This is a genomic window from Brevundimonas sp. (genome assembly GCF_013912005.1).
Taxonomy (GTDB): Bacteria; Pseudomonadota; Alphaproteobacteria; order Caulobacterales; family Caulobacteraceae; genus Brevundimonas.
The window spans coordinates 81105-101108 of the sequence record NZ_JACESB010000009.1; the positions used below are offsets into that span (position 1 = coordinate 81105).

General features: G+C 67.6%; 17 protein-coding genes. 15 read left to right on the forward strand and 2 right to left on the reverse strand.

Going from position 1 to position 20004, the window contains the following annotated elements; all coding sequences use genetic code 11:
- The 5 genes from H2038_RS08480 to H2038_RS08500 all read left to right on the forward strand — a co-directional run bounded on the left by H2038_RS08480 (window position 1) and on the right by H2038_RS08500 (window position 5935).
- Entirely contained in the window at window positions 1-1311 is a 1311-nt protein-coding gene (locus H2038_RS08480; RefSeq protein ID WP_292111622.1) for a hypothetical protein, read from the forward strand.
- 163 nt (window positions 1312-1474) lie between these two features.
- On the forward strand, window positions 1475-2788 hold the full coding sequence (locus tag H2038_RS08485) for an N-acetyl sugar amidotransferase (protein ID WP_292111624.1): 1314 nt from the start codon (window positions 1475-1477) through the stop codon (window positions 2786-2788).
- A complete protein-coding gene (locus H2038_RS08490) occupies window positions 2785-3558 on the forward strand; it encodes an imidazole glycerol phosphate synthase subunit HisF (protein WP_292111627.1) in 774 nt (257 codons plus the stop codon). Before H2038_RS08485 ends, H2038_RS08490 begins: the two co-directional genes overlap by 4 nt.
- A complete protein-coding gene (hisH, locus tag H2038_RS08495) occupies window positions 3555-4199 on the forward strand; it encodes an imidazole glycerol phosphate synthase subunit HisH (RefSeq protein WP_292111629.1) in 645 nt (214 codons plus the stop codon). The genes H2038_RS08490 and hisH overlap by 4 nt, the downstream gene beginning before the upstream one ends.
- A 203-nt stretch (window positions 4200-4402) precedes the next feature.
- Window positions 4403-5935, forward strand: a complete 1533-nt coding sequence (locus H2038_RS08500; protein WP_292111632.1) for a hypothetical protein — start codon at window positions 4403-4405, stop codon at window positions 5933-5935.
- 52 nt (window positions 5936-5987) lie between these two features.
- Here H2038_RS08500 and H2038_RS08505 read toward each other — a convergent pair whose 3' ends face one another.
- A complete protein-coding gene (locus H2038_RS08505; RefSeq protein WP_292111636.1) occupies window positions 5988-7037 on the reverse strand; it encodes a nucleotidyltransferase family protein in 1050 nt (349 codons plus the stop codon).
- Window positions 7038-7224: 187 nt separating this feature from the next.
- Here H2038_RS08505 and H2038_RS08510 point away from each other — a divergent pair, with 187 nt between their 5' ends.
- From H2038_RS08510 to H2038_RS08530, 5 genes are all read left to right on the forward strand, one after another.
- Complete coding sequence (locus H2038_RS08510) at window positions 7225-8235, forward strand: NAD-dependent 4,6-dehydratase LegB (protein WP_292111639.1); 1011 nt, start codon at window positions 7225-7227, stop codon at window positions 8233-8235.
- A 65-nt stretch (window positions 8236-8300) separates the two neighbouring features.
- Window positions 8301-9446, forward strand: a complete 1146-nt coding sequence (locus tag H2038_RS08515; protein ID WP_292111642.1) for a LegC family aminotransferase — start codon at window positions 8301-8303, stop codon at window positions 9444-9446.
- On the forward strand, window positions 9446-10606 hold the full coding sequence (gene neuC, locus H2038_RS08520; protein WP_292111645.1) for a UDP-N-acetylglucosamine 2-epimerase: 1161 nt from the start codon (window positions 9446-9448) through the stop codon (window positions 10604-10606). The genes H2038_RS08515 and neuC overlap by 1 nt, the downstream gene beginning before the upstream one ends.
- On the forward strand, window positions 10599-11672 hold the full coding sequence (neuB, locus tag H2038_RS08525) for an N-acetylneuraminate synthase (RefSeq protein ID WP_292111647.1): 1074 nt from the start codon (window positions 10599-10601) through the stop codon (window positions 11670-11672). Before neuC ends, neuB begins: the two co-directional genes overlap by 8 nt.
- A complete protein-coding gene (locus tag H2038_RS08530) occupies window positions 11669-12307 on the forward strand; it encodes an acetyltransferase (protein ID WP_292111650.1) in 639 nt (212 codons plus the stop codon). Before neuB ends, H2038_RS08530 begins: the two co-directional genes overlap by 4 nt.
- On the opposite strand, the gene H2038_RS08535 is transcribed toward H2038_RS08530, so the two are convergent.
- Entirely contained in the window at window positions 12308-13600 is a 1293-nt protein-coding gene (locus tag H2038_RS08535) for a sugar transferase (protein ID WP_292111651.1), read from the reverse strand.
- A gap of 268 nt (window positions 13601-13868) precedes the next feature.
- Between H2038_RS08535 and H2038_RS08540 the strand changes: the two genes are divergently transcribed.
- The 5 genes from H2038_RS08540 (at window position 13869) to H2038_RS08560 (ending at window position 19993) form a co-directional block, all read left to right on the forward strand.
- Window positions 13869-14558, forward strand: coding sequence for a polysaccharide biosynthesis/export family protein (locus H2038_RS08540; RefSeq protein WP_292111653.1), 690 nt, complete (start codon window positions 13869-13871; stop codon window positions 14556-14558).
- Window positions 14559-14729: 171 nt separating this feature from the next.
- A complete protein-coding gene (locus tag H2038_RS08545) occupies window positions 14730-16958 on the forward strand; it encodes a polysaccharide biosynthesis tyrosine autokinase (protein WP_292111656.1) in 2229 nt (742 codons plus the stop codon).
- Between the two features lie 6 nt (window positions 16959-16964).
- Window positions 16965-18224: a hypothetical protein gene (locus tag H2038_RS08550; RefSeq protein ID WP_292111659.1), complete on the forward strand. Its 1260-nt coding sequence runs from the start codon at window positions 16965-16967 to the stop codon at window positions 18222-18224.
- A gap of 121 nt (window positions 18225-18345) precedes the next feature.
- Window positions 18346-18573, forward strand: coding sequence for a hypothetical protein (locus H2038_RS08555; protein WP_292111662.1), 228 nt, complete (start codon window positions 18346-18348; stop codon window positions 18571-18573).
- A 64-nt stretch (window positions 18574-18637) separates the two neighbouring features.
- Entirely contained in the window at window positions 18638-19993 is a 1356-nt protein-coding gene (locus H2038_RS08560; protein WP_292111663.1) for an O-antigen ligase family protein, read from the forward strand.
- Window positions 19994-20004: the final 11 nt, after the last annotated feature.

The following is a 20004-nucleotide window of genomic DNA, read 5'->3' on the forward strand; positions in this document are numbered from 1 at the left end:
ATGGGCACGAAGCCGCGCGGCGCGGACCGGCTCCGTTCGCTGCTGCGTCTGGCGGCGCATGAACGGTCGATGTTCGTCGCTGTGAGCCTGGGCGTGAATCTCGTCCTCGTCGGGCGCAGCTACGTGACGATGCAGGTGCTCGATTACCGCGACCTCGGGCTCGCGGGCGTCCTGCAGTCGATCGTCCTGCTGCTTGGCGTCATGCAGTTCGGCTTTCTCAACGGCGGGTACCGGCTCCTGTGCTCGGCGCAGGACGCGGAAGCGCGGCGCATCAACGATCTGGTCTTCAGCTTCATCGGGACCCTCGCCCTCGCGGCGGTGGTCATCACGCTGGCGGCGACTCCCCTGCTGCGGAGTCCTGACGTCATCCTGGTGACCTGGCTGGGGGTCGTCGGCGGGATCGCCACCCTCACCCGCACCTGGCTGATGAACCACATGATCGCGCGCGGCGAGCTCTCGCGGGTCAACCGGGTCAACCTGGTGTCGGCGGCGGGTTCGGTCGCAATGCTCGTCTTTATCCCGGTCGCCCCCCTGACTGCGTGCCTCGCCGCCGTGGTCGCCCAGCCGATCATCTTCGTGCTCGGCGCGATCGTGGCGGATCGGTCCATGATCCCGGGCAGGTTCGAGTTCTCACGGCCGCTCGTCCGGGACGTGATCCGGGCCGGCTTTGTCATGTTCCTCGTCGGCGTGTTCCTGCAGGTCAACTTCCAGTTCGAGCGCTGGTACGTCACCGGGCTGCTCGGCCTGGAGGCGATGGGCCACCTTTACCTCGCGACCCTCTTCATCACCCTGTTCCAGATGGTTCCGGTGTCCCTCGACCAGATCTTCCTGCCGCCCATCGTCCGGAGCGAAGCCGCCGGCGACGAGGCGGCGGTAAGGGGAGCCCTGCGTCAGTTCTTCCTTGTGGAACTGGCCTACTGCATCGCTGCGGGAGCGGCGGTCGGCCTCCTGGCCGAACCCACCCTGGGCGCGATCCTGCCGCAGTACGTGGGCGACCTGCGCTATGTGTACATTGTGCTTCCGGGCCTGCTGCTCATCACGCTGAGCGCGCCTTTCTCGATCATGTTCAACGTTCTGATCCGCTATCGCTTCTACTTTGCGGCGTACGGCGCGGGCACGTTGCTGACGGGTCTGGTCCTGCTGGCCGGCGCGTGGGCGGGCGGTGCCCTCAACCTCGATCACGTCATGCTGCTGCGCTCGGTCGTCTACGGGCTCATGGCGGTGGCGATCGTCGCCGGCTTCCACGCCATAACCGCCGATCGTCCCGGTCTGCGCTTCAGCATTGCGAGGCCCCAGCACCCCGTGGGCTGAGTCATTGAAAGCAGTACAACCGTGCGATTGTATGAACCAGTAAGATACGATACAGCCGGCCCGGGGTTTCTCCGAACGAACAATCGTCTAACGCGCTCCGGCAGGTGTCTCTGACTGGGGTCGACGGACGACGTTGACGAGCCAGATAACTAGCGAGGTTTTGATGAAGATCGGTCCCAGCGACAGTGTCGATCTTTCGCGTTTCGACCAGCCGGAGGACAAGCTCGAGGTCTTCTACGGCCTGCCTCGCGAAGTGCGCTTCTGCGTGAAGTGCAACATGTCGAACCAGCAGCCCATGTCCTCGAACGAGTACGCGCACGGGCCGAAGTCGACCAAGACGACCATGAGCTTCGACGAAGACGGCGTGTGCCACGCCTGCCGCTTCAACGAACTCAAGGAAGACGGCGAGATCGACTGGGACGAGCGTGAGCGCGAGCTGGTGGAGCTCTGCAACCAGTACCGTCGCGACGACGGCAGCTACGACTGCATCGTCGGGGGCAGCGGCGGCAAGGACAGCGCCATGCAGTCCCACCTGCTGAAGTACAAGTACGGCATGCATCCGTTGACCGTCACCTGGTCACCGCACCTCTACACGGACATTGGCTGGAAGAACTTTCAGAACTGGCTGCACGTCGGCGGATTCGACAACTATCTCTATACGCCAAACGGAAAGATCCACCGTCTTCTGACACGCAACGCGACCATAAACCTCCTTCACCCGTTCCAGCCGTTCATTCTCGGCCAGAAGACGTTCGTGGCAAAGATGGCCGCGCAGATGAACATCCCTCTGATCTTCTACGGCGAAATGCCGGGGGAATACGGCGAGAAGATCAGTCACAAGACGTCCAGCTACGCGGCCGCAGGGGCCGAGGCGGAAAGCGAAGGATTCAAGCTCGACTACTACGGCGGCCGCGACCTTCGGGACATCCTGCTGGGCGGCAAGGCGATCGGCGAGTACCTCGACGAAGGCGTGGCGCTCGCGGACCTCAAGAGTTACCTGCCGCTGGACCCCTCTGTTCTGGAGAAGAAGGGGATCGAATGGAAGTATCTGGGATACTACAAGCGCTGGGTCCCGCAGGAAGCCTACTACTATGCCGTTGAGCACACCGGCTTCGAGGCTAACCCGGTCCGGACCGAAGGCACCTACTCGAAGTACAACAGCCTCGACGACAAGGTGGACGGGTTCTTCTACTTCACCCGCTGGATCAAGTTCGGCGTCGGCCGGGCGATGATGGACTCGGCCCAGGAGATCCGGAACCACCACATCTCACGCGAGGAAGGCCTGGCGCTGATGGAGCGTTACGAGGGCGAGTACCCTGCACGCTACGAAGCCGAGTTCCTCGACTACATCGGCATGACGCGCGAGGAATTTCTCGCGACCTGCGACAAGTTCCGGTCGCCGCACCTCTGGACCGTCGAGAACGGCGAGTGGAAACTCCGGCACACCCCGTGGGGGCGGACGGACCAGCGCGCATGAAGAACGCCCGCCTGATCGCCAGGCTAGACGTCAAGGGGCCCAACCTCATCAAGGGGATCCACCTTGAGGGTCTGCGGGTCATCGGCGACCCGCAGGCCTACGCCCGTCGATACTACGAGCAGGGCGCCGACGAGTTGATCTACATCGACATCGTGGCGAGCCTGTACGGGCGAAACAGCCTCGGCGACATCGTCGCGCGTGCCGCCCGTGACGTCTTCGTGCCGCTGACCGTCGGCGGCGGGCTGCGATCGATCGATGATGTCCGCGATATGCTCCGGAACGGCGCGGACAAGGTGGCGATCAACACCGCGGCGATCCGGCGTCCGGAACTGATCACGGAAGTCGCCCAGCGGTTCGGCTCGCAGTGCATGGTCCTCGGGATCGAAGCGAAACGGACGGGCGACGGCCGGTGGGAAGCCTTCACCGACAACGGTCGGGAATCGACCGGCGTCGACGTCGTCGAGTGGTGCCAGCGCGGCTATGAACTCGGCGCGGGCGAGATCCTGCTGACGTCGGTGGACCAGGAAGGCACCCGCAAGGGATTTGACCTGGCCCTGATCGAGGCCGTGTCCCGTGCGGTTCCGATTCCGCTGATCGCGAGCGGCGGGATGGGCTCGACCGGCCACATGGTCGAGGCCTTCGGGCACGGCGCGGACGCCGTGGCCATGGCCGACATCCTTCACTACGATCGGGCCGGGTTGCCCGCCATCCGCGCGGCCGCTGTGGACGCCGGTCTGAGAGTTCGTCGGGACGTGGGGGAGGTGTCGTGACCCGGGTTGTGCACGTCGTCGACTACGGCATCGGAAATCTGTACAGCGTCGCCCGCGCCATCGAGGCGGCGGGGGGCGAAGCCCGCCTGACGACCCGGCCGGCCGAGATCGCGTCCGCCGACCGCATCCTGCTCCCTGGCGTGGGCGCTTTCGAGCCCTGCATGCAGACGCTGGCGAAAAGCGGCCTGTCCGAGCCCGTCCTCGAGTTCGCCCGGACCGGTCGCCCCTTTCTCGGCATCTGCGTCGGCATGCAGTTGCTGTTCGATCACAGCCTTGAGTTCGGTCGCCATGCGGGGCTGGGGCTGATCTCCGGTCATGTCGCCCCCATCCCGGCGCGCGACGCGGCCGGGGAACGCAAGGTCCCGCACATCGGCTGGAGCCCCCTGCTGCAGCCTGAAGGCCGGTCCAGCTGGGAGGGAACCCCCCTTCAGGGCGCGCGCCCGGGCGAAACCGCGGCCTATTTCGTCCACTCCTACAACTGCATTCCGGACGATCCCTCGCGGCGTCTGGCAGAGGTCGACTACGCCGGATATCGCGTCTGCGCCGCAGTCATGCAGGACAACATCACGGCCTTCCAGTGCCACCCCGAGAAGAGCGGCCCCGCCGGCCTGGCGATACTTGCCCGGTTCCTGCAGACCTGAGCGAAGACAGGAGGCCGGGGCCCGAGGGGCCGCCGATCCATCTGACTCCCGGACCGGTCGCGGCGCCGACGCCGCGCCGGCGGTAGGGAGTATCCTCGCCTCCGGGGACCGCAGCCCCGGGTGATTGCCTTCACGGCGGCGACCTGTCACAGGGTTCCCGGCGACCGGGGCGGGCCCGCGAACATCACTTCCCGATCGTGGACATGCTGACCAGGCTCAAGCAGATCATCGGATTCAACCCAGTCACCTGGGCGCTGTCGAGCGGCGTGATGAGTCAGCGGGTGGAGGAGTTTCTCGAGACGGCGCCTCCTCCGACCTCGCCCACAGGCCCGCAGTGCCTGGTCGTGATCAGCCCCTGGGTCGGGACGGCAGTGCCTTGGTTCTCGCTGGCCGTGGGCCTGATGCTCGCGGCCGAAGGCGCGTCGGTGACCTTCGTGATCGACGATCAGCGCTTCGGCGGGAACGCCCTGAGGCACGCCGTGATCGTCCGCGCGATCCGTCGGGTCATGGCCCGCGTCGGGAAGCGGTTTCCGGTTCTGCAACTGTCGGATATCGACGCGGCGCCACTGCGCCCGGACGACGGCGTGGAGATCGACCGCCTCGCCCGTCTGAACGCCACCTGGAAGCTCCGCGGCGAGATCATCCAGACGGGACGGGCGGCGCTGGAGGAGGCCAACCGTCGCCAGATCTCGGCCGCCTACGGCCGCATCGCCGGCGTCTTCCAGGGCCGCGCCTGCGATATGCTGTTCGTTCCGGGCGGGGTCTACGGCGCTTCCGGAATCTGGTCGCTGCTGGCCCGACGCGCCAATGTGCGGGTCGCGACCTACGACACCGGCGGATACGAAACCGTCATGCTGGCCGCCGACGGGCTCGCCTGTCAGCTCCAGGACGTCCCACGGGCGTTCGCCGCGGTCAGGAAGCGCAGCGCCGACACGCCCGGAGAGCGGGCCGCCATCCTCGCCGCCGCCAACGAGGAAATCTCCAAACGCCAGCAAGGCCGCGATACGTTCGCCTCCCAGGTGCGGGACAGCGGCGCCCCCGACCAGGTTCTGCGGGGGGGGGTGCTGATCGCCCTCAACTCATCGTGGGACGCCGCGGCGCTGGGGCCCCACGAGGTGTTCCCGGGCAATACCGAATGGATCGTCCAGACGGTCCGCCATCTGCTCGATCATACGGCCGCCCCGGTCATCGTGCGGCAGCACCCGGCGGAACGGCTGGCGTTCGCCAGCACGACCGACGACTACCGGGCGCTGCTCGAGAAGCATTTCGGCGACCACCCTCGCCTCCACTTCATCGCCGCCGCGGACCCGATCAACAGCTACGCCCTTCTCGAGCAGGTTTCTGCCGTCGTGGTCCACACCTCGACGATCGGCATCGAGGCCGCCGCCTTCGGACGCCCGGTCGTCACCGGATCGACCGCCTACTACTCCGGGCTCGCCTTCGTGAACCGGGCCGACACGCTTGAAGAGTACCACCGTCTGCTGGAAGCGGCGGCGCGCGGAGACCTGCACGTGACTCCCGCCATGCAGGAAGACGCCCGGATCTGCTTCTACGTCACCCAATGCCGCAACTGGGTCTTCTCCACCTTCAACCCCGCGGATTACGTCCGCTGGTCGCGGGAGCCGTTGCAGCACTGGCGCAGCCAGCCGGCGGTCCGGCGGATGCTCGAGTCGCTGCTGACGAACACCCCGGTGGCCGAACTGAACCACGCGGCTCACCCGCTGGGCGGCCCGTAGTTCAGGGCTCTTGGACTCCCGCCCCGCCCGTGGGCGGAGCGGGGCCTGGGCCTCACTCGAAGATGGACCCGAAGTCCGCGTTGGCGCGCTCGTAGTCGGCGATGCGGCCAATATCCATCCAGTAGGATTCGGCGGTGTGGCACCGCACCTTCATGCCGCTGGCGAGCATTTTCTCGACCAAGGTGGGGAGGTCGAAATAGACGTCGCGCGGCACGAGGCTGACGGCTTCGGGCGACAGCACGTACACCCCCCCGTTGATGGTGTAGCGGTGGGTCGGCTTCTCCTCGATCGCGGTGACGCCACGTTCGCCGTGGGAGACGACGCCGAACGGCACCTGCACCTCATAGGTGCGGGTGAGGATGGTCGCCTGCGCATCAGACGCGCAGTGGCCGTCCAGCACCAGGCCGTAGTCCTCCTTCGAGAGGACATCGCCGTTGGAGACGACGATCGGAGCGGTGGGCGCCTCGGGCAGGAGGCTCAGGGCCCCGCCCGTGCCCAGCCGCATCTTCTCGCGCAAGTATCGGATGTTCAGCCCCCGGGACGAGCCGTCGCCGAAGTGTGCCTCGATCTGCTCGGCCTTGTAGTTGACCGCCAGAAAGAAATTCCGAAACCCTTGGGCCGCGTAGTTCATGATGATGGTTTCGAGGATCGGCCTCACGCCCACCTTGAGCATCGGCTTCGGCGTGTCGCGGGTCAGTTCCGACAGGCGTTCCCCGCGCCCCCCCGCCATGATCACCACCGCGTTCTCGCGCTCGGGGATCTTCAGGTAATCGTCGATCGTGGCGAGGCCGGCGACGGTGTCGTTGGGGTCGAGGATGGGCAACTGGTGGAGCGACAGCTCCCTCAGCCGGGCCAGGATGGCGCTGCGCGACTGGCCGGTCCGGACCACAGTCGGCTGCGGATTCAGGACGTCGCCCGCCTTGTCCTCCAGGCTGCCGCCCACGATCAGCGCGCGCCGGATGTCTCCATCGCTGAGGGTGCCCAGCAAGCGACGCTGTTCGTCGACGACCAGCGCGATACCGACTCCGGTCGCATCGATCACCTGAAGCGCCGTCCGCAAGGTGGTGTCCGGCGCGATGAGCGTGCGCTCCCAACCGTTCATGTAGCCTCCAGTCGCGTAACCCGGCCAGGACGCCCTATCCCCCGAGACGAGCAGCCCTTAGCCAGCCAGCCCCGGCGCGGCAAGCATCAGTCATCTTTGTCCTCGAGGGGGCTGGAGAGATTTGCGCAAATCACTATGTTGCGCCGCACGCGCGGATCCGGGGGTCCGGCGAGACTTGCGGGGGATTATGAAGCTCGACGGAAAACGGATTCTCGTCACGGGAGCTGACGGCTTTATCGGCTCTCATCTTGTCGAGCATCTTGTGGCGCTCGGCCACGACGTTCGCGCCTTCGTCTACTACAACAGCTTCAACAGCTGGGGTTGGCTGGACAGCTCGACCCCGGCCGTGAAGTCGGCGATCGACGTTTTCGCCGGAGATATCCGCGATCCGCATGGCGTCCGCACCGCCATGACGGGCTGCGACGTGGTTCTGCACCTCGCCGCCCTGATCGCGATCCCGTACAGCTACCACTCGCCCGACACCTATGTGGACACCAACATCCGCGGCACGCTCAACGTAGTCCAGGCCGCGCGCGACCTCGGGATCGAGCGGGTCGTCCACACCTCGACCAGCGAGGTTTATGGCACCGCGCGCTTCGTCCCGATCACCGAAGAGCATCCGCTCCAGGGGCAGTCCCCGTATTCGGCGAGCAAGATCGGCGCGGACCAGATCGCCCTCAGCTTCCACGCCTCGTTCGAGACGCCGGTCTCCGTCATCCGCCCGTTCAACACCTACGGCCCGCGGCAGTCGGCGCGGGCGGTGATCCCGACCATCATCACCCAGCTCGCCGCCGGCCAGCGCGAGATCCGGCTGGGCGCGACGCACCCGACGCGCGACTTCAACTATGTGAGCGACACCGTCCGCGGCTTTGTCTCGGTGGCTGAATGCGACGCGGCCCTCGGCTCCACGCTCAACGTGGGCAGCAACTACGAGATCTCGATCGGCGACACGGCGAAGCTGATCGCCGACATCATGGGCTGCGACGCGCGGTTCACGACGGACGAGCAGCGCCTGAGACCGACGGGGAGCGAGGTCGAGAGGCTGTGGGCCGACAACGCCCGGGCCGCGGCGGTCGCTGGCTGGACGCCCGAGTACGCCGGCATTGAGGGCCTGCGGCGGGGGCTGACCCGGACCATCGAATGGTTTTCGGACCCGGCCAACCTGCGTCAGTACAAATCTGACGTCTACAACATCTGACCCTCATGCCTCACTCTGGACGCCCTTCCCCCGCCCTTCCCGCTCACGACACGCTGGCGCGGGAGTTGCGTGACCGGCTGAAGGCCGTCCTCGGCGAGACCAACGCCATGATCCCGCTGCACGAGCCCGAGTTCCGCGGCGAGGAGTGGACTTATCTGAAGGACTGCCTCGACACCGGCTGGGTCTCCTCGGTCGGCGCCTACGTCGACCGGCTGGAAGCCGACCTGGCAGAGATCACCGGCGTGTCGCGCGCCGTCGCCGTGGCGAACGGGACCGCGGCCCTGCACATCTGCCTCCAACTGGCCGGAGTGGAGCCGGGCGATGAGGTCCTCATTCCGGCCCTGACCTTCATCGCCACCGCCAACGCCGTCTCCTACGCCGGCGCCAGGCCCCACTTCGTCGATTCCGAGTCGATCACGCTGGGGGTGGATGCGGCCAAGCTCGATGCGCACCTCGAGGAGGTCGCCGAACTGGTGGATGGCGTCTGCGTCAACCGCCGCACCGGCATGCCGATCAGGGCGCTGATCGTGATGCACGTGTTCGGCCACCCGTCCGACCTCGATGCCCTCGAGGACGTCTGCCGCCGCTGGAACCTGCGCCTCGTGGAGGACGCGGCCGAGTCGCTGGGGTCGTTCTACAAGGGGGTGCACACGGGGAACCGCGGCGTCCTCGCCGCCCTCAGCTTCAACGGCAACAAGGTGGTCACCACCGGCGGCGGCGGAGCGATCCTGACCAACGACCCGGAGCTGGGGCGGCGCGCGAAACACCTGACGACCACGGCGCGCGTGCCGCACCGCTGGAACTTCATTCACGACGAGGTCGGTTACAACTATCGGATGCCGAACCTGAACGCGGCGCTCGGCTGCGCCCAGCTGGAACGGCTCCCCGACATGCTGCGGCGGAAGCGCGAGTTGGCCCGCCGCTACGAGGTCGCCTTCCGCGGCCTCCCGGGCGTCCGGTTTCTGACAGAGCCGGCCGGATCGATCAGCAACTACTGGCTGAACACGCTCATCATCGATGATCTGGAGCTCGCCGCGCGCGACCGGCTGCTGGAGCAGCTCAACGATGCCGGGTACATGTCGCGGCCGATCTGGACGCTCCTGCATCGCCTGCCGATGTACAGCGACTGCCCGCGCGCCGACCTCACCGTGGCCGAACAGCTCGAAGCCGCGGTGATCAACATCCCCAGCAGCGCGAGGCTCGCGGACTGATGTCCGGCAAGCGACTCTGCGTGGTCACGGGAAGCCGTGCCGAGTACGGAATCCTGTACTGGCTGCTGCGGGACATCCGGGACGCGCCGGATCTCGATCTGCAGCTGGTGGTCACCGGCATGCATCTCGAGCCCCGCTTCGGCATGACCGTGGAGCAGATCGAGCGCGACGGCTTCGCGATCGACTGGAAGGCTCCCATCGGCCTCGAAGAGGACACGCCGGGCGGAATCGCCCACGCGATGGCGCGCGGACTGGCCGGCGTCTCGGACGCCCTCGAGGCGCTTCGTCCGGATCTCGTGATCGTGCTCGGCGACCGGTTTGAGATCATGGTCGCCGTGCAGGCGGCGATGATCCACAACGTCCCGGTCGCGCACCTCGCCGGCGGCGATACCACCGAGGGCGCGTTCGACGAGGGCATCCGTCACGCCATCACCAAGATGGCCCACGTCCACCTGACTACGAATTCCCAATCCGCCCACCGGGTCGCGCAGATGGGAGAGGATCCCGCCCGCATCCACGTCGTCGGATCGCCGGCCCTCGACCACCTGAAACGCGCCAGGCTGATGGACCAGGACGAGCTCGAACGGTCTCTGGGGGCCCCGCTGGGGGCCCGGAACCTGCTCGTCACCTTCCATCCGGTCACCCTCGAGCCGGACTACGGGATGGGCCAGTTCGAGGCGCTGCTCGAAGCCCTCGACGGCCTCGATCGCAACGTCGTGAAGTGGTTCACGCGCCCCAACGCCGACCCCGGCAACGTCGCCCTCAATGCGCGCCTGGATCACTGGGCCGAAGGGCGCGAAGACGTTCAGGTCCACACGTCCCTCGGCCAGGCCCGATATCTGGCTCTGCTCAGCCGCGTCGACGCGATGGTCGGAAATTCGTCCAGCGGTCTCTATGAGGCGCCCTCGCTCGGCACCGCCACGGTCAATATCGGCAATCGCCAGGCCGGCCGGCTCGCCGCGGACTCCGTCATCAACGCCGCCCCGGTTGCGGCCGAGATTGGCCACGCCATCCGGCGCGCCATGGAGATGGACTGTTCGGGAGTGAGCAACCCCTATGGAGACGGACACGCGTCCGAGCGTATCCTCTCCGTGCTCAGGGCTCTTCCGTCCCGGTCCGATCTCCTCAGGAAGAAGTTCCACGAGACGTACAATGGCTGACTCCGTATTCGTCATCGCCGAGGCTGGGGTCAATCACAACGGATCCCTCGATCTCGCCCTGCAGCTGGTGGATGTCGCCGCCGACGCCGGGGCCGACGCGGTCAAGTTCCAGACCTTCCGGGCCGAGGCCCTTGTGACCCGTCGCGCCCGCAAGGCCGCCTATCAGGTCACCAACACCGGCTCCGACGGCGACCAGATGGAGATGCTTCGCCGGCTCGAGCTGAGCCACGAGGACCATGAAGTCCTGGTCGCGCATTGCCGGAAGCGTGGCGTCGGGTTCATGTCCACGGCGTTCGACATGGAGAGCCTGTCCTATCTCGCCGGACTGGACATGCCGGCGGTGAAGATCCCCTCGGGCGACATCACCCACGGGCCGATGCTTCTCGCCGCGGCGCGCCTCGGGAAGCCGCTCATCGTCTCGACCGGCATGTCGACCCTGGCCGACATCGAGGCCGCCCTGGACGTCATCGCCTTCGCCCTCACACGGGAAGGCGAACCGGCCGGCCGCCGCGACCTTGAGGGCGTGCGCAGCGAGCCGGAGGCTCAGGCCGCGCTGCGCGGACGCGTCACCCTGCTCCACTGCATCACCGAGTATCCGGCGCCTCCGTCCGAGGTGAACCTGAACGCCATGGGCACCATGGCGGCCGCGTTCGGACTGCCGGTCGGCTATTCCGATCACACCCTCGGCGTCTCCGTCTCCATCGCCGCCGTGGCGCTGGGCGCCACTGTCATCGAGAAGCACTTCACCCTCGATCGCCACATGGAAGGTCCGGACCATTCGGCCTCGCTGGAGCCGGACGATCTGCGCCTCCTTGTCGAATCGATCCGCACCGTCGAATCGGCCCTCGGCTCGCGGCTCAAACAGCCGTCGCGGGCAGAGTCGGCGAACCGCCTTGTCGCGCGCCGCGCAATCGTCGCGGCTCGCCCGGTCGCGGCGGGCTCCCTTGTCACCGCCGCCGACCTGACGGCGAAGCGGCCCGCAGACGGGCTGTCGCCGATGGCCACCTGGGACCTGATCGGCCGTCCGGCGGTGCGCGACTTCGACATGGATGAACCCTTCGAGTGACCGAGCGCCCTCCCCTCCTCGTGCTCGGCGCGGGCGGTCACGCGCGGGTCGTCGCGGACGCCCTGCTGGCGGCCGGCGAGAGTGTGGCGGGCTTCATCGACGCCCGCCCCTCCAGCGGCGGGGAGCTTGTCACGGGCCTGCCGGTGCTCGGTACGGATGAGGAGTTGCTGGCGGGACGCTGGCCCGGGTCCCCGATCGCCAACGGCCTCGGGCGTCTGCCCCTGCGCCGGAATCTGCAGGAGCGCCTTCAGGCGGCCGGCAGGCCGATCGTCGGCGCTCGACATCCGGCGGCGATCATATCTCCGTTCGCTCACGTCGACCCGACGGCCCAGGTGTTCGCCGGAGCCATCGTCCAGGCCGGTGCGAGGGTAGGGGCCGGGTGCATCATCAACACCGGCGCGATCATCGAGCATGACTGCCAGCTCGGCGAGTTCACCCATTGCGGCCCCGGAAGCATCCTGTGCGGAGGCGTCCGCACAGGGGCGGAGGTGCATGTCGGCGCCGGCGCGGTGATCCGCGAAGGCGTGTTCGCGGGCCCTGGACTAGTGCTCGGCGCCGGCGCAGCGATGGTTCGTGATCACGAGGGCGGCGGTGTCCTCACCGGCGTTCCGGCGCGGCCCGTCGTTCGCGCCTGATCAGCGCGCCCCGTCGCCGCTCACCAGCGTCCAGATCGTCCGGCCGAGAATCTGGACGTCCAGAGAGAACGACAGGTTCTTGATGTAGAACAGGTCGTAGGCGACCTTCATACGAGTCTCGGTAATGTCGGCGGCATAGCCGCCGCGCACCTGCGCCCAACCGGTGATGCCGGGCCGCACCAGTTGGCGATAGGCGTAGACCGGCATGTCGCGCACGTACTGCTCGCTGAGCAGGGTCCATTCCGGCCGCGGGCCGATGACGCTCATGTCGCCCTTGAGCACGTTCCAGAGCTGCGGCAGCTCGTCGATCCGCGAACGGCGCAACCAGCGCCCGACCGGAGTGATGCGGTCGTCGTCCCGTCCCGTGGTGGCGCGGGGTGCGCCGCCGACCGGCGTCGGCCGCATCGTGCGCAGCTTGTACATCCGGAAGACGCGTCCCCCGAGACCGACGCGGTCCTGGACGAACAGCAACGGCCCCTTCGTCGTCGCCTTCAGGGCGATCGCGCCGACAAGGAGCAGAGGCAGCGTCAGCGGAAGCGAGAGGAGCACGAGGCCGACGTCCATCAGCCGCTTGCGCGTCTTGTAGGAGACCAGGCCGTTGGTCGGCAGGTGTTCGAGGTCGAAGTGCTCGAGGCAGACCCGCCCCTGGTCCTCCTCGACGAACTCGGCCAGGTGACGGACCGGTTTGCCCATCAGCATCGCCCGCGAGAGCGCCTTGGCCCACTCGGGCGACAGATCAATCACGCTTGAGGTCAGCAGCACATCGTAACAGGACAGGTCGGCCCGGGGGTTCTGCACCCATTCACAAGGGACGCGCACGTTGTCGGCCAGCGGGTGCCAGTCGCCGAGCAGGGCCGCGCGCGGCCGCATCGCGCGGTGGCGCAGGGTCATGACGATTGAGCCGAGGATGGCGGATCCGACGGCGGCCAGCAGCATGATCTGGTTCGAGTGGGGGGCGCGCGTGACAAGAACCACGAACGCCAGCGCGCCATGCGCCAGCAGGACCCGGTTGAGAACGCCGGTGAGCTTGCGGTCGAAGCGCCCCTTGAGATGCAGCGCCCACACCATGACCAAGGCGTTGGCGGCGGCGTTCCAGTACAGCAGGGTTCCGCTCGTCGGCTCGAAGGCGATGGGGAACCGGCTCCGGTACACCAGCAGCGCGTAGACCAGCGGCATCACGATGAAGGCGACGCCGAGGGAGGCGATCGTCAGCGTCAGACGAGTGCGTGCATCGCTTCCGGACTCGGCCAGCGCGGTCGCGTCGCCATAGACCCTAGAGAGCACTTGCTGCATCAACCCTGGAAACCTCGTCCGCGCCTGTATTCTAACGCCGTGCACGCCTACGCCAAAAAAACGGTGGGTGACAGGTCTCCAGCCTTATCGCCGCGGTTAGTTGCAAGAGTGAGACAGTTCGCGTCTTGAGCGTGGACCAATTTCGGGTCGATGACGGCAACAGGGGTGACGAACCCCGCAGGAATGATAGAACGCCTCCGAATGTTCGGAAGACGCGGGGGCCGGGCGCGCCGCGCGCCTCCGCTCGGCGAGTCAGGAATATCGGACCATGCGACTTCTCGTTCTACTGCTGAGCACGCTGCTGCTGGCAAGCTGCGGAACGAGCAGGCAACAGGCGTCCGCCGATGTGGCCACGACGGTGGATCCGTTCGCGTTCCAGAACACGGCCCCGATGGCGACGAGCGCCGACTACCGGATCGGAGCCGCCGACAAGCTGCGCGTGACCGTGTTCCAGGTGCCGGATCTCTCGTTCGCGGAGATCCCGGTCGACACCTCCGGCAACCTGCAAATGCCCCTCATCGGCGCTATCCGGGCCGCAGGCCGCACGCCGTCGGAACTATCGGCAGAGATCGAGGGCCTGCTGGGCCAGCGCTATCTCCGCAATCCGCAGGTTACGGTGACGGTCACGCAGGCCGCCAGCCAGAAGGTGACCGTCGACGGCGCGGTGATGAAGCCCGGCGTGTACGAGATGCGTGGCCGCACCACCCTTCTCCAGGCCGTGGCCATGGCCGAGGGCGCTTCCAGGGAAGCCGATGTCGGCAGCGTCGCGATCTTCCGCACGATGAACGGTCAACGCATGCTCGCCGTGTTCGACCTCCGCGCCATCCGGAACGGCCAGGCGGAGGATGTGGTCATCCAGGGCGACGACGTGATCGTCGTCGACACCTCGCGTCTGAACTCGACCCTGAGGGAAGTCGTCGCCGCTCTGCCCGGCCTGGCGGTCTTCGCTTACATGTAAGCGGGTGTTCAGTTATTAGGCGATCGATTGGCGGGGCGTTGAGGTCGCTGGCGCGTGTAAAATGACGCACCACGAGCGACACGACGTAATCTCCAGACGTGGATTGCGGCTCCGTCCGCGACAGATTTTCGACTGGGTCTTCTAGACATGTATGGCGATGGAAACGCATCGATGAACTCAGACGCCACGCTTGGCCGTCGCCTGATCGACGAACCCGTCGGCTCTCTCTTCCGCATGGGGGGCGATGACCGCCCGGCCTTCGACGTCGCGGAATACTGGCGCCTCGCTCTCAAGCATCGCTTCGTCATCCTCGGATCGCTGATCGCGGCGCTGGTCATCGGCTTGACCGTCACCCTGCTGATGACGCCGATCTACACGGCCAGCGTGACCCTGCAGATCGAGCGCGAGGCCGTGCGCGTGCTGAACGTCGACGACGTCCAGCCCCGCGAGACCGGCTACCAGGCGGAAGAATTCTTCCAGACCCAGTATGGACTGCTGCGCAGCCGCTCCCTCGCCGAGCGGGTGATCGACAGCCTCGGCTTGGCGTCTTCAGACGCCTTCCTGGACCAGATGGGCGTCGACGCCCCGTCGCGCGGCTCCAGTTCCGCCGCCGATCACAGCGCCGCGCGGCGACGCCTCGTCCTGCGGGCCGTCCAGGAGAATCTCGACGTGTCGCCGGTGCGGGGTTCGCGCCTCGTGGTCGTCACGTTCGACAGCCCGAACCCGCAACTGTCGGCGCGGATTGTGAACGCCTTCGCCGAGAACTTCATCCAGGTGAACCTCGACCGGAAGTTCGAGTCCTCCCGCTACGCCCGCGAGTTCCTCGAGGAGCGGATCGCCCAGACCAAGGCCAAGCTCGAGGACGCCGAGCGCGAACTCGTCGCCTACGCTGCGGCCCAGCAGATCATCAACGTGGAGGAATCCACCCCGGAGGGCGGTGAAGCCCAGTCGCTCACCACGAACAACCTGGTGGCGCTGAACTCCGCCCTCGCGCAGGCGCGCGCCGCCCGCATCGCCGCCGAACAGAAGTGGCTGCAGGCCCGCAACGCTCCCGCGCTCAGCCTCACGGAAGTGCTTCAGAACCCGGCCATCCAGCAGATGGTCCAGCAGCGCGCGCAGGTCGACGCCGAGTACCAGCAGAAGCTTCGCGTCTACCAGCCCGACTGGCCCGAGATGCAGCAGCTGAGCGCGCGTCTCGCCGAGCTGGACGAACAGATCGGCAACGTCGCGGGCGGCATACGCTCGTCGCTCCAGGGCCAGTACCAGGTGGCGGCGAACCAGGAACGTTCGCTGCAGGCGCAGGTCGACTCCCTCTCGGGTGAGGTGCTCAACCAGCGCGCCCGCAGCGTTCAGTACAACATCCTGAAGCGCGAGGTGGACACCAGCCGCACGCTCTATGACGGCCTCCTCCAGCGCTACAAGGAAGTCGGCGTGACGGGCGGCGTCGCAGCCAACAACATTTCGATCGTCGACCGCGCCGTGCCCCCGGCCTCGCCCTCGAAGCCGCAGCTGATCATCAACATGGCGCTCGCGGCCCTCATCGGTCTGGCCCTCGGGGTCGCCGCGGCCTTCCTGATGGAGGCGCTCAACGAGAGCCTGGCGACACCGGAAGACGTCGAGACCAAGCTCGGGCTCCCGGTCCTCGGCGTGGCTCCGCTGCTGGGTCCGGACGAGCAGCCGGTGGCCGCCCTGGCCGATGTGAGATCGAGTTTCTCCGAAGCCTACTACTCGCTCCGGACCGCCCTGCAGTTCTCGACCCCCGACGGCGCGCCGGCGACCATGCTGGTCACCAGCTCACGCCCAGCAGAAGGCAAGTCCACCACCGCCTACGCCATCGCGCTGACGCTGGCCCGGGTCGGGAAGCGGGTCCTGCTCGTGGACGGCGACCTTCGGAACCCGTCGATGCACCGGGTGGTCGGCACGGACAACGACACCGGCATGAGCAACCTGCTCTCCGGCTCCGCCACGATCGAGGAACTCATCAAGGCGACGGGGATCGATAACCTGCACTTCATCCCCTGCGGTCCGCTTCCGCCCAACCCGGCGGAGCTCTGGGGCGGCGATCGCGTCGGGCGCGTGCTGGATCACGCCACCACCCTGTACGACCACGTCGTAATCGACGGCCCGCCGGTCCTCGGCTTTGCGGACGCGCCGCTCCTCGCGGCCCAGGTTCGCGGCACCATCTTCGTGCTGGAAGCGCGCGGCACCCGCCGCGCCCAGGCCCGCGGCGCCCTCCGTCGCCTCCTCGTCGGCCGCGGCCACCTTCTCGGTGCGGTGCTCACGAAATTCAACGTGAAGGCCACGCAGTACGGCGGCTACGACTACGCGTACGACTACCACTACGGCGCCCGCGACGACTCGGGAGCGGGAACCCGCCGGGGCGCGAAGAAAGGTCGATAGGGGCGAATGGCTGTCGACAGACCGGCCCGGAGCCGCGAACGGGCCCAGGAATTCCTGAAGTACGGCCTGATCGCGGCATCGGTCTGGCTCGGCTGGGAGATTGTGAAAACCCCTCTCATCCAGAGAGGTCCCCCGGCCATGGCCCTTCGCCTCTCCTCGTCGCCGGAAGCCCTGCGCCGCGCGGCGGAGGCGGAACTGCTCGCCGGTCGCGCCGACAACGCCGACGTCCTCGCCGAGACCTCCCTCAGCCAGGCTCCGTTCAACGCCCGCGCCCTGCGCGTCCGCGGCCTGGTCGCGGCGGAGCGGGGGGAGGAGGCGCGGGCGGACGAGATCCTCACGCTCGCCGGCAACTGGAGCCTCCGCGACGACCCCTCGCATGCCTGGCTGGTGGAGCGCCGCCTGCGGCGCGGCGACTACGGATCCTCGTTCGCGCACGCCGACACCCTGGCCCGCCGTCGCGAGGACCTCCACCCGAGCCTGTTCAACCTCTTCGCCACCGCGGCGCGCGAGGACACGCGATCGGTCCCCGCTCTTGCCCGGCAACTGGGAGCCAATCCTCCCTGGCGGCCCGCCTTCGTGAACTACCTCTTCACCGTCGAAGGCGGAGACGGGGTCCTGGCCAACCTCGCCATCGCGCTGGAAGGCGCTCCGACCCCGATCCAGGATCATGAACTCGGCCGGCTCTACCAGACGTGGGCGAGCACAGGACGGTTCGAGGCGATTCGCTACGTGCGCGAGCGACTCGGCCGTCCGCCGCTTGACCAGCGCATCCTGAACAACACCTTCGAGACCGAAAGCACGGGACAGATGCCCGCGCTCGGCTGGCGATTCCACACCAACCCGGGCCACTATGCGGAGATCGTCGCCGACGACCTGCGCGAGGGCAGCCGAGCGCTGCGGGTGCAACACGACGGCTACAACCCCGGTGTGTTCGCCGACCAGATCCTCATGCTGACCCCGGGCCGGTACCGGTTCAGCGCCGACAGCCGCATCGAGCTCGCCGACGTTGATCCGACGCTGATATGGACGATCAGTTGCCTCGAGACCGGGGTGCGGCTTGCCACGTGGCGTCCGCCCGGCGCCCCGGGGGCCGCGTCGGCGTGGCGAAACGACGGCGTCGGTTTCGCCGTTCCCGCGCAAGGCTGCTCGGGCCAGTGGCTTCGGCTTGAGGCCGACCCGGGCGACCGGCGTACCGAGGTGGTGGTCTGGTTCGACAACCTCACCGCGACTCCGCTCGCCGGCTCTTCCGACAGTCCGGCCCGCTGAGTCTCGCGCGAGGGAGGGGGCGCCGCCTTTTTTCCCTTGCCTCCGGGACGGGACCTGCTAAACCGCAGGTGTACCGTCGCCAAACAGCGGCCCGGTCCTGAATTCATCGAAGGGGACAAATATGCGTAAGACGATTGCCGCCGTCACGGCCGGACTCCTGCTGGTTGCCGGCCAAGCCGCCGCTGCCGGATCGACCAATGCCGCCGTTCGCGTCGGCGACCGCGTTGGCGCCAACGCTGCGGAAGCCAGCGAGTTCGCCGGCGTGCCGCTTCCGGTGCTGCTGATCGGCGCCGCTGTCGTCGTCGCGACCGTGGTCGTGGCTACGGACGACGACTCGGAAAGCGACTGATTTATAGCGCGGGGATTTCCGGGTCGGCGTTGAGCCCTCTTTGAGCACTCCCCGGCGTTTCAGTTTGAGCCAGCAGGGCACTGCCGCATTGGCGGCGGGCGTCCTGCTGGCTTTTGCGTTTCTGTTCGGCGGCGCAAGCCGCCAGCATGAGCTGCGGGTGGCGCTGGTCGAATTGGCCGCCCTTCTCGCCCTCGTTCTCGCCGTCTTCGCCATAGACAGGCCCGTCTGGCATCAGGCCCGCTTCGCCGTGGGCATCCTGGCGGCCATCGCCGCCATCCCTCTTCTGCAGTTGATTCCGATGCCGCCGGCGCTGTGGACCGCCCTGCCCGGGCGCGACCAGCTGGTGCTGGCGCTCGACGTCCTCGACATGCCGCCCGGCTGGGTTCCGCTCAGCCTCGCACCCGACCACACCCGCTTCTCGCTGCTCGCCCTGACGGCCCCGGTCGCCATGTTCCTGGCGACCATGGCGGCCCCGCCGGAGTACCGCCGCCGCTTGGTGTACGGCCTGATCGGCCTGACCGTTCTGTCGATCGCGCTGGGCGCACTGCAACTCGTCAGCGGGACGGAGCGCTTCTATCCGTGGGCAACGACGGATGCAGGCAGCCTCAACGGCTTCTTCGCGAACCGGAACCACCTCGCCACCCTCTGCCTGATCACCATTCCCTTCGCCGCCGCCCTGGGCGCGGCCGCTTCGCGGCGGCAGGGGCGTCACCAGCAGTTGATCCTCTGGTCGAGCATGATGTTCATCGTCCTGGCGATCGTCGCCCTCGGCGCCATCCGGTCCCGCGCCGGGGTGATCCTCGTCTGGCCCGTGCTGGCGGCTAGCCTGGTGGCCGCCTGGGTGGCCTCCGGCGGCCGGCCCAAGCCGACCTTCCTCGTCTTCATCGGCGCGGCCGGCGCAGCGCTCAGCGCGGTGGCCGTCTTCGCCCTCGCCCCCATTCTCGCGCGCTTCTCGGGCGGCGCCGGCGAGGGCCGGTTTGAGAACTGGCCGACCGTGCTCGAGGCGGCGAACATCTACCTGCCCTTCGGCTCCGGCATCGGCTCCTTTGATCCGGTGTTCCGCTCGGTCGAGCCGCTCGCGACCCTTGATGCCACCTACTTCAACCAAGCCCACAACGACTATCTCGAGACGTGGCTGGAGACAGGCTGGCTCGGAGCCGCGGTTCTGGCGGCCTTTCTGGTCTGGTTCGGTCGGCGCGCCTGGCTGGCGTGGCGCGCGCCGACGTCGACGGCCCACGACCTGCAAAGGGCGGCCAGCATCGCGATTGGCGCCACCCTGCTGCACTCGGCGGCCGACTATCCTCTCCGGACGCTGACGATCGCGGTCGTCTTCGCCATGTGCTGCGCCCTTCTGGAACAGGCCGCCTGGCCAGAGGAATGGACGCGGATAGGGAAAAGCCGGGGAAGCCGGCGCGCCTGACCTTCGCGGTC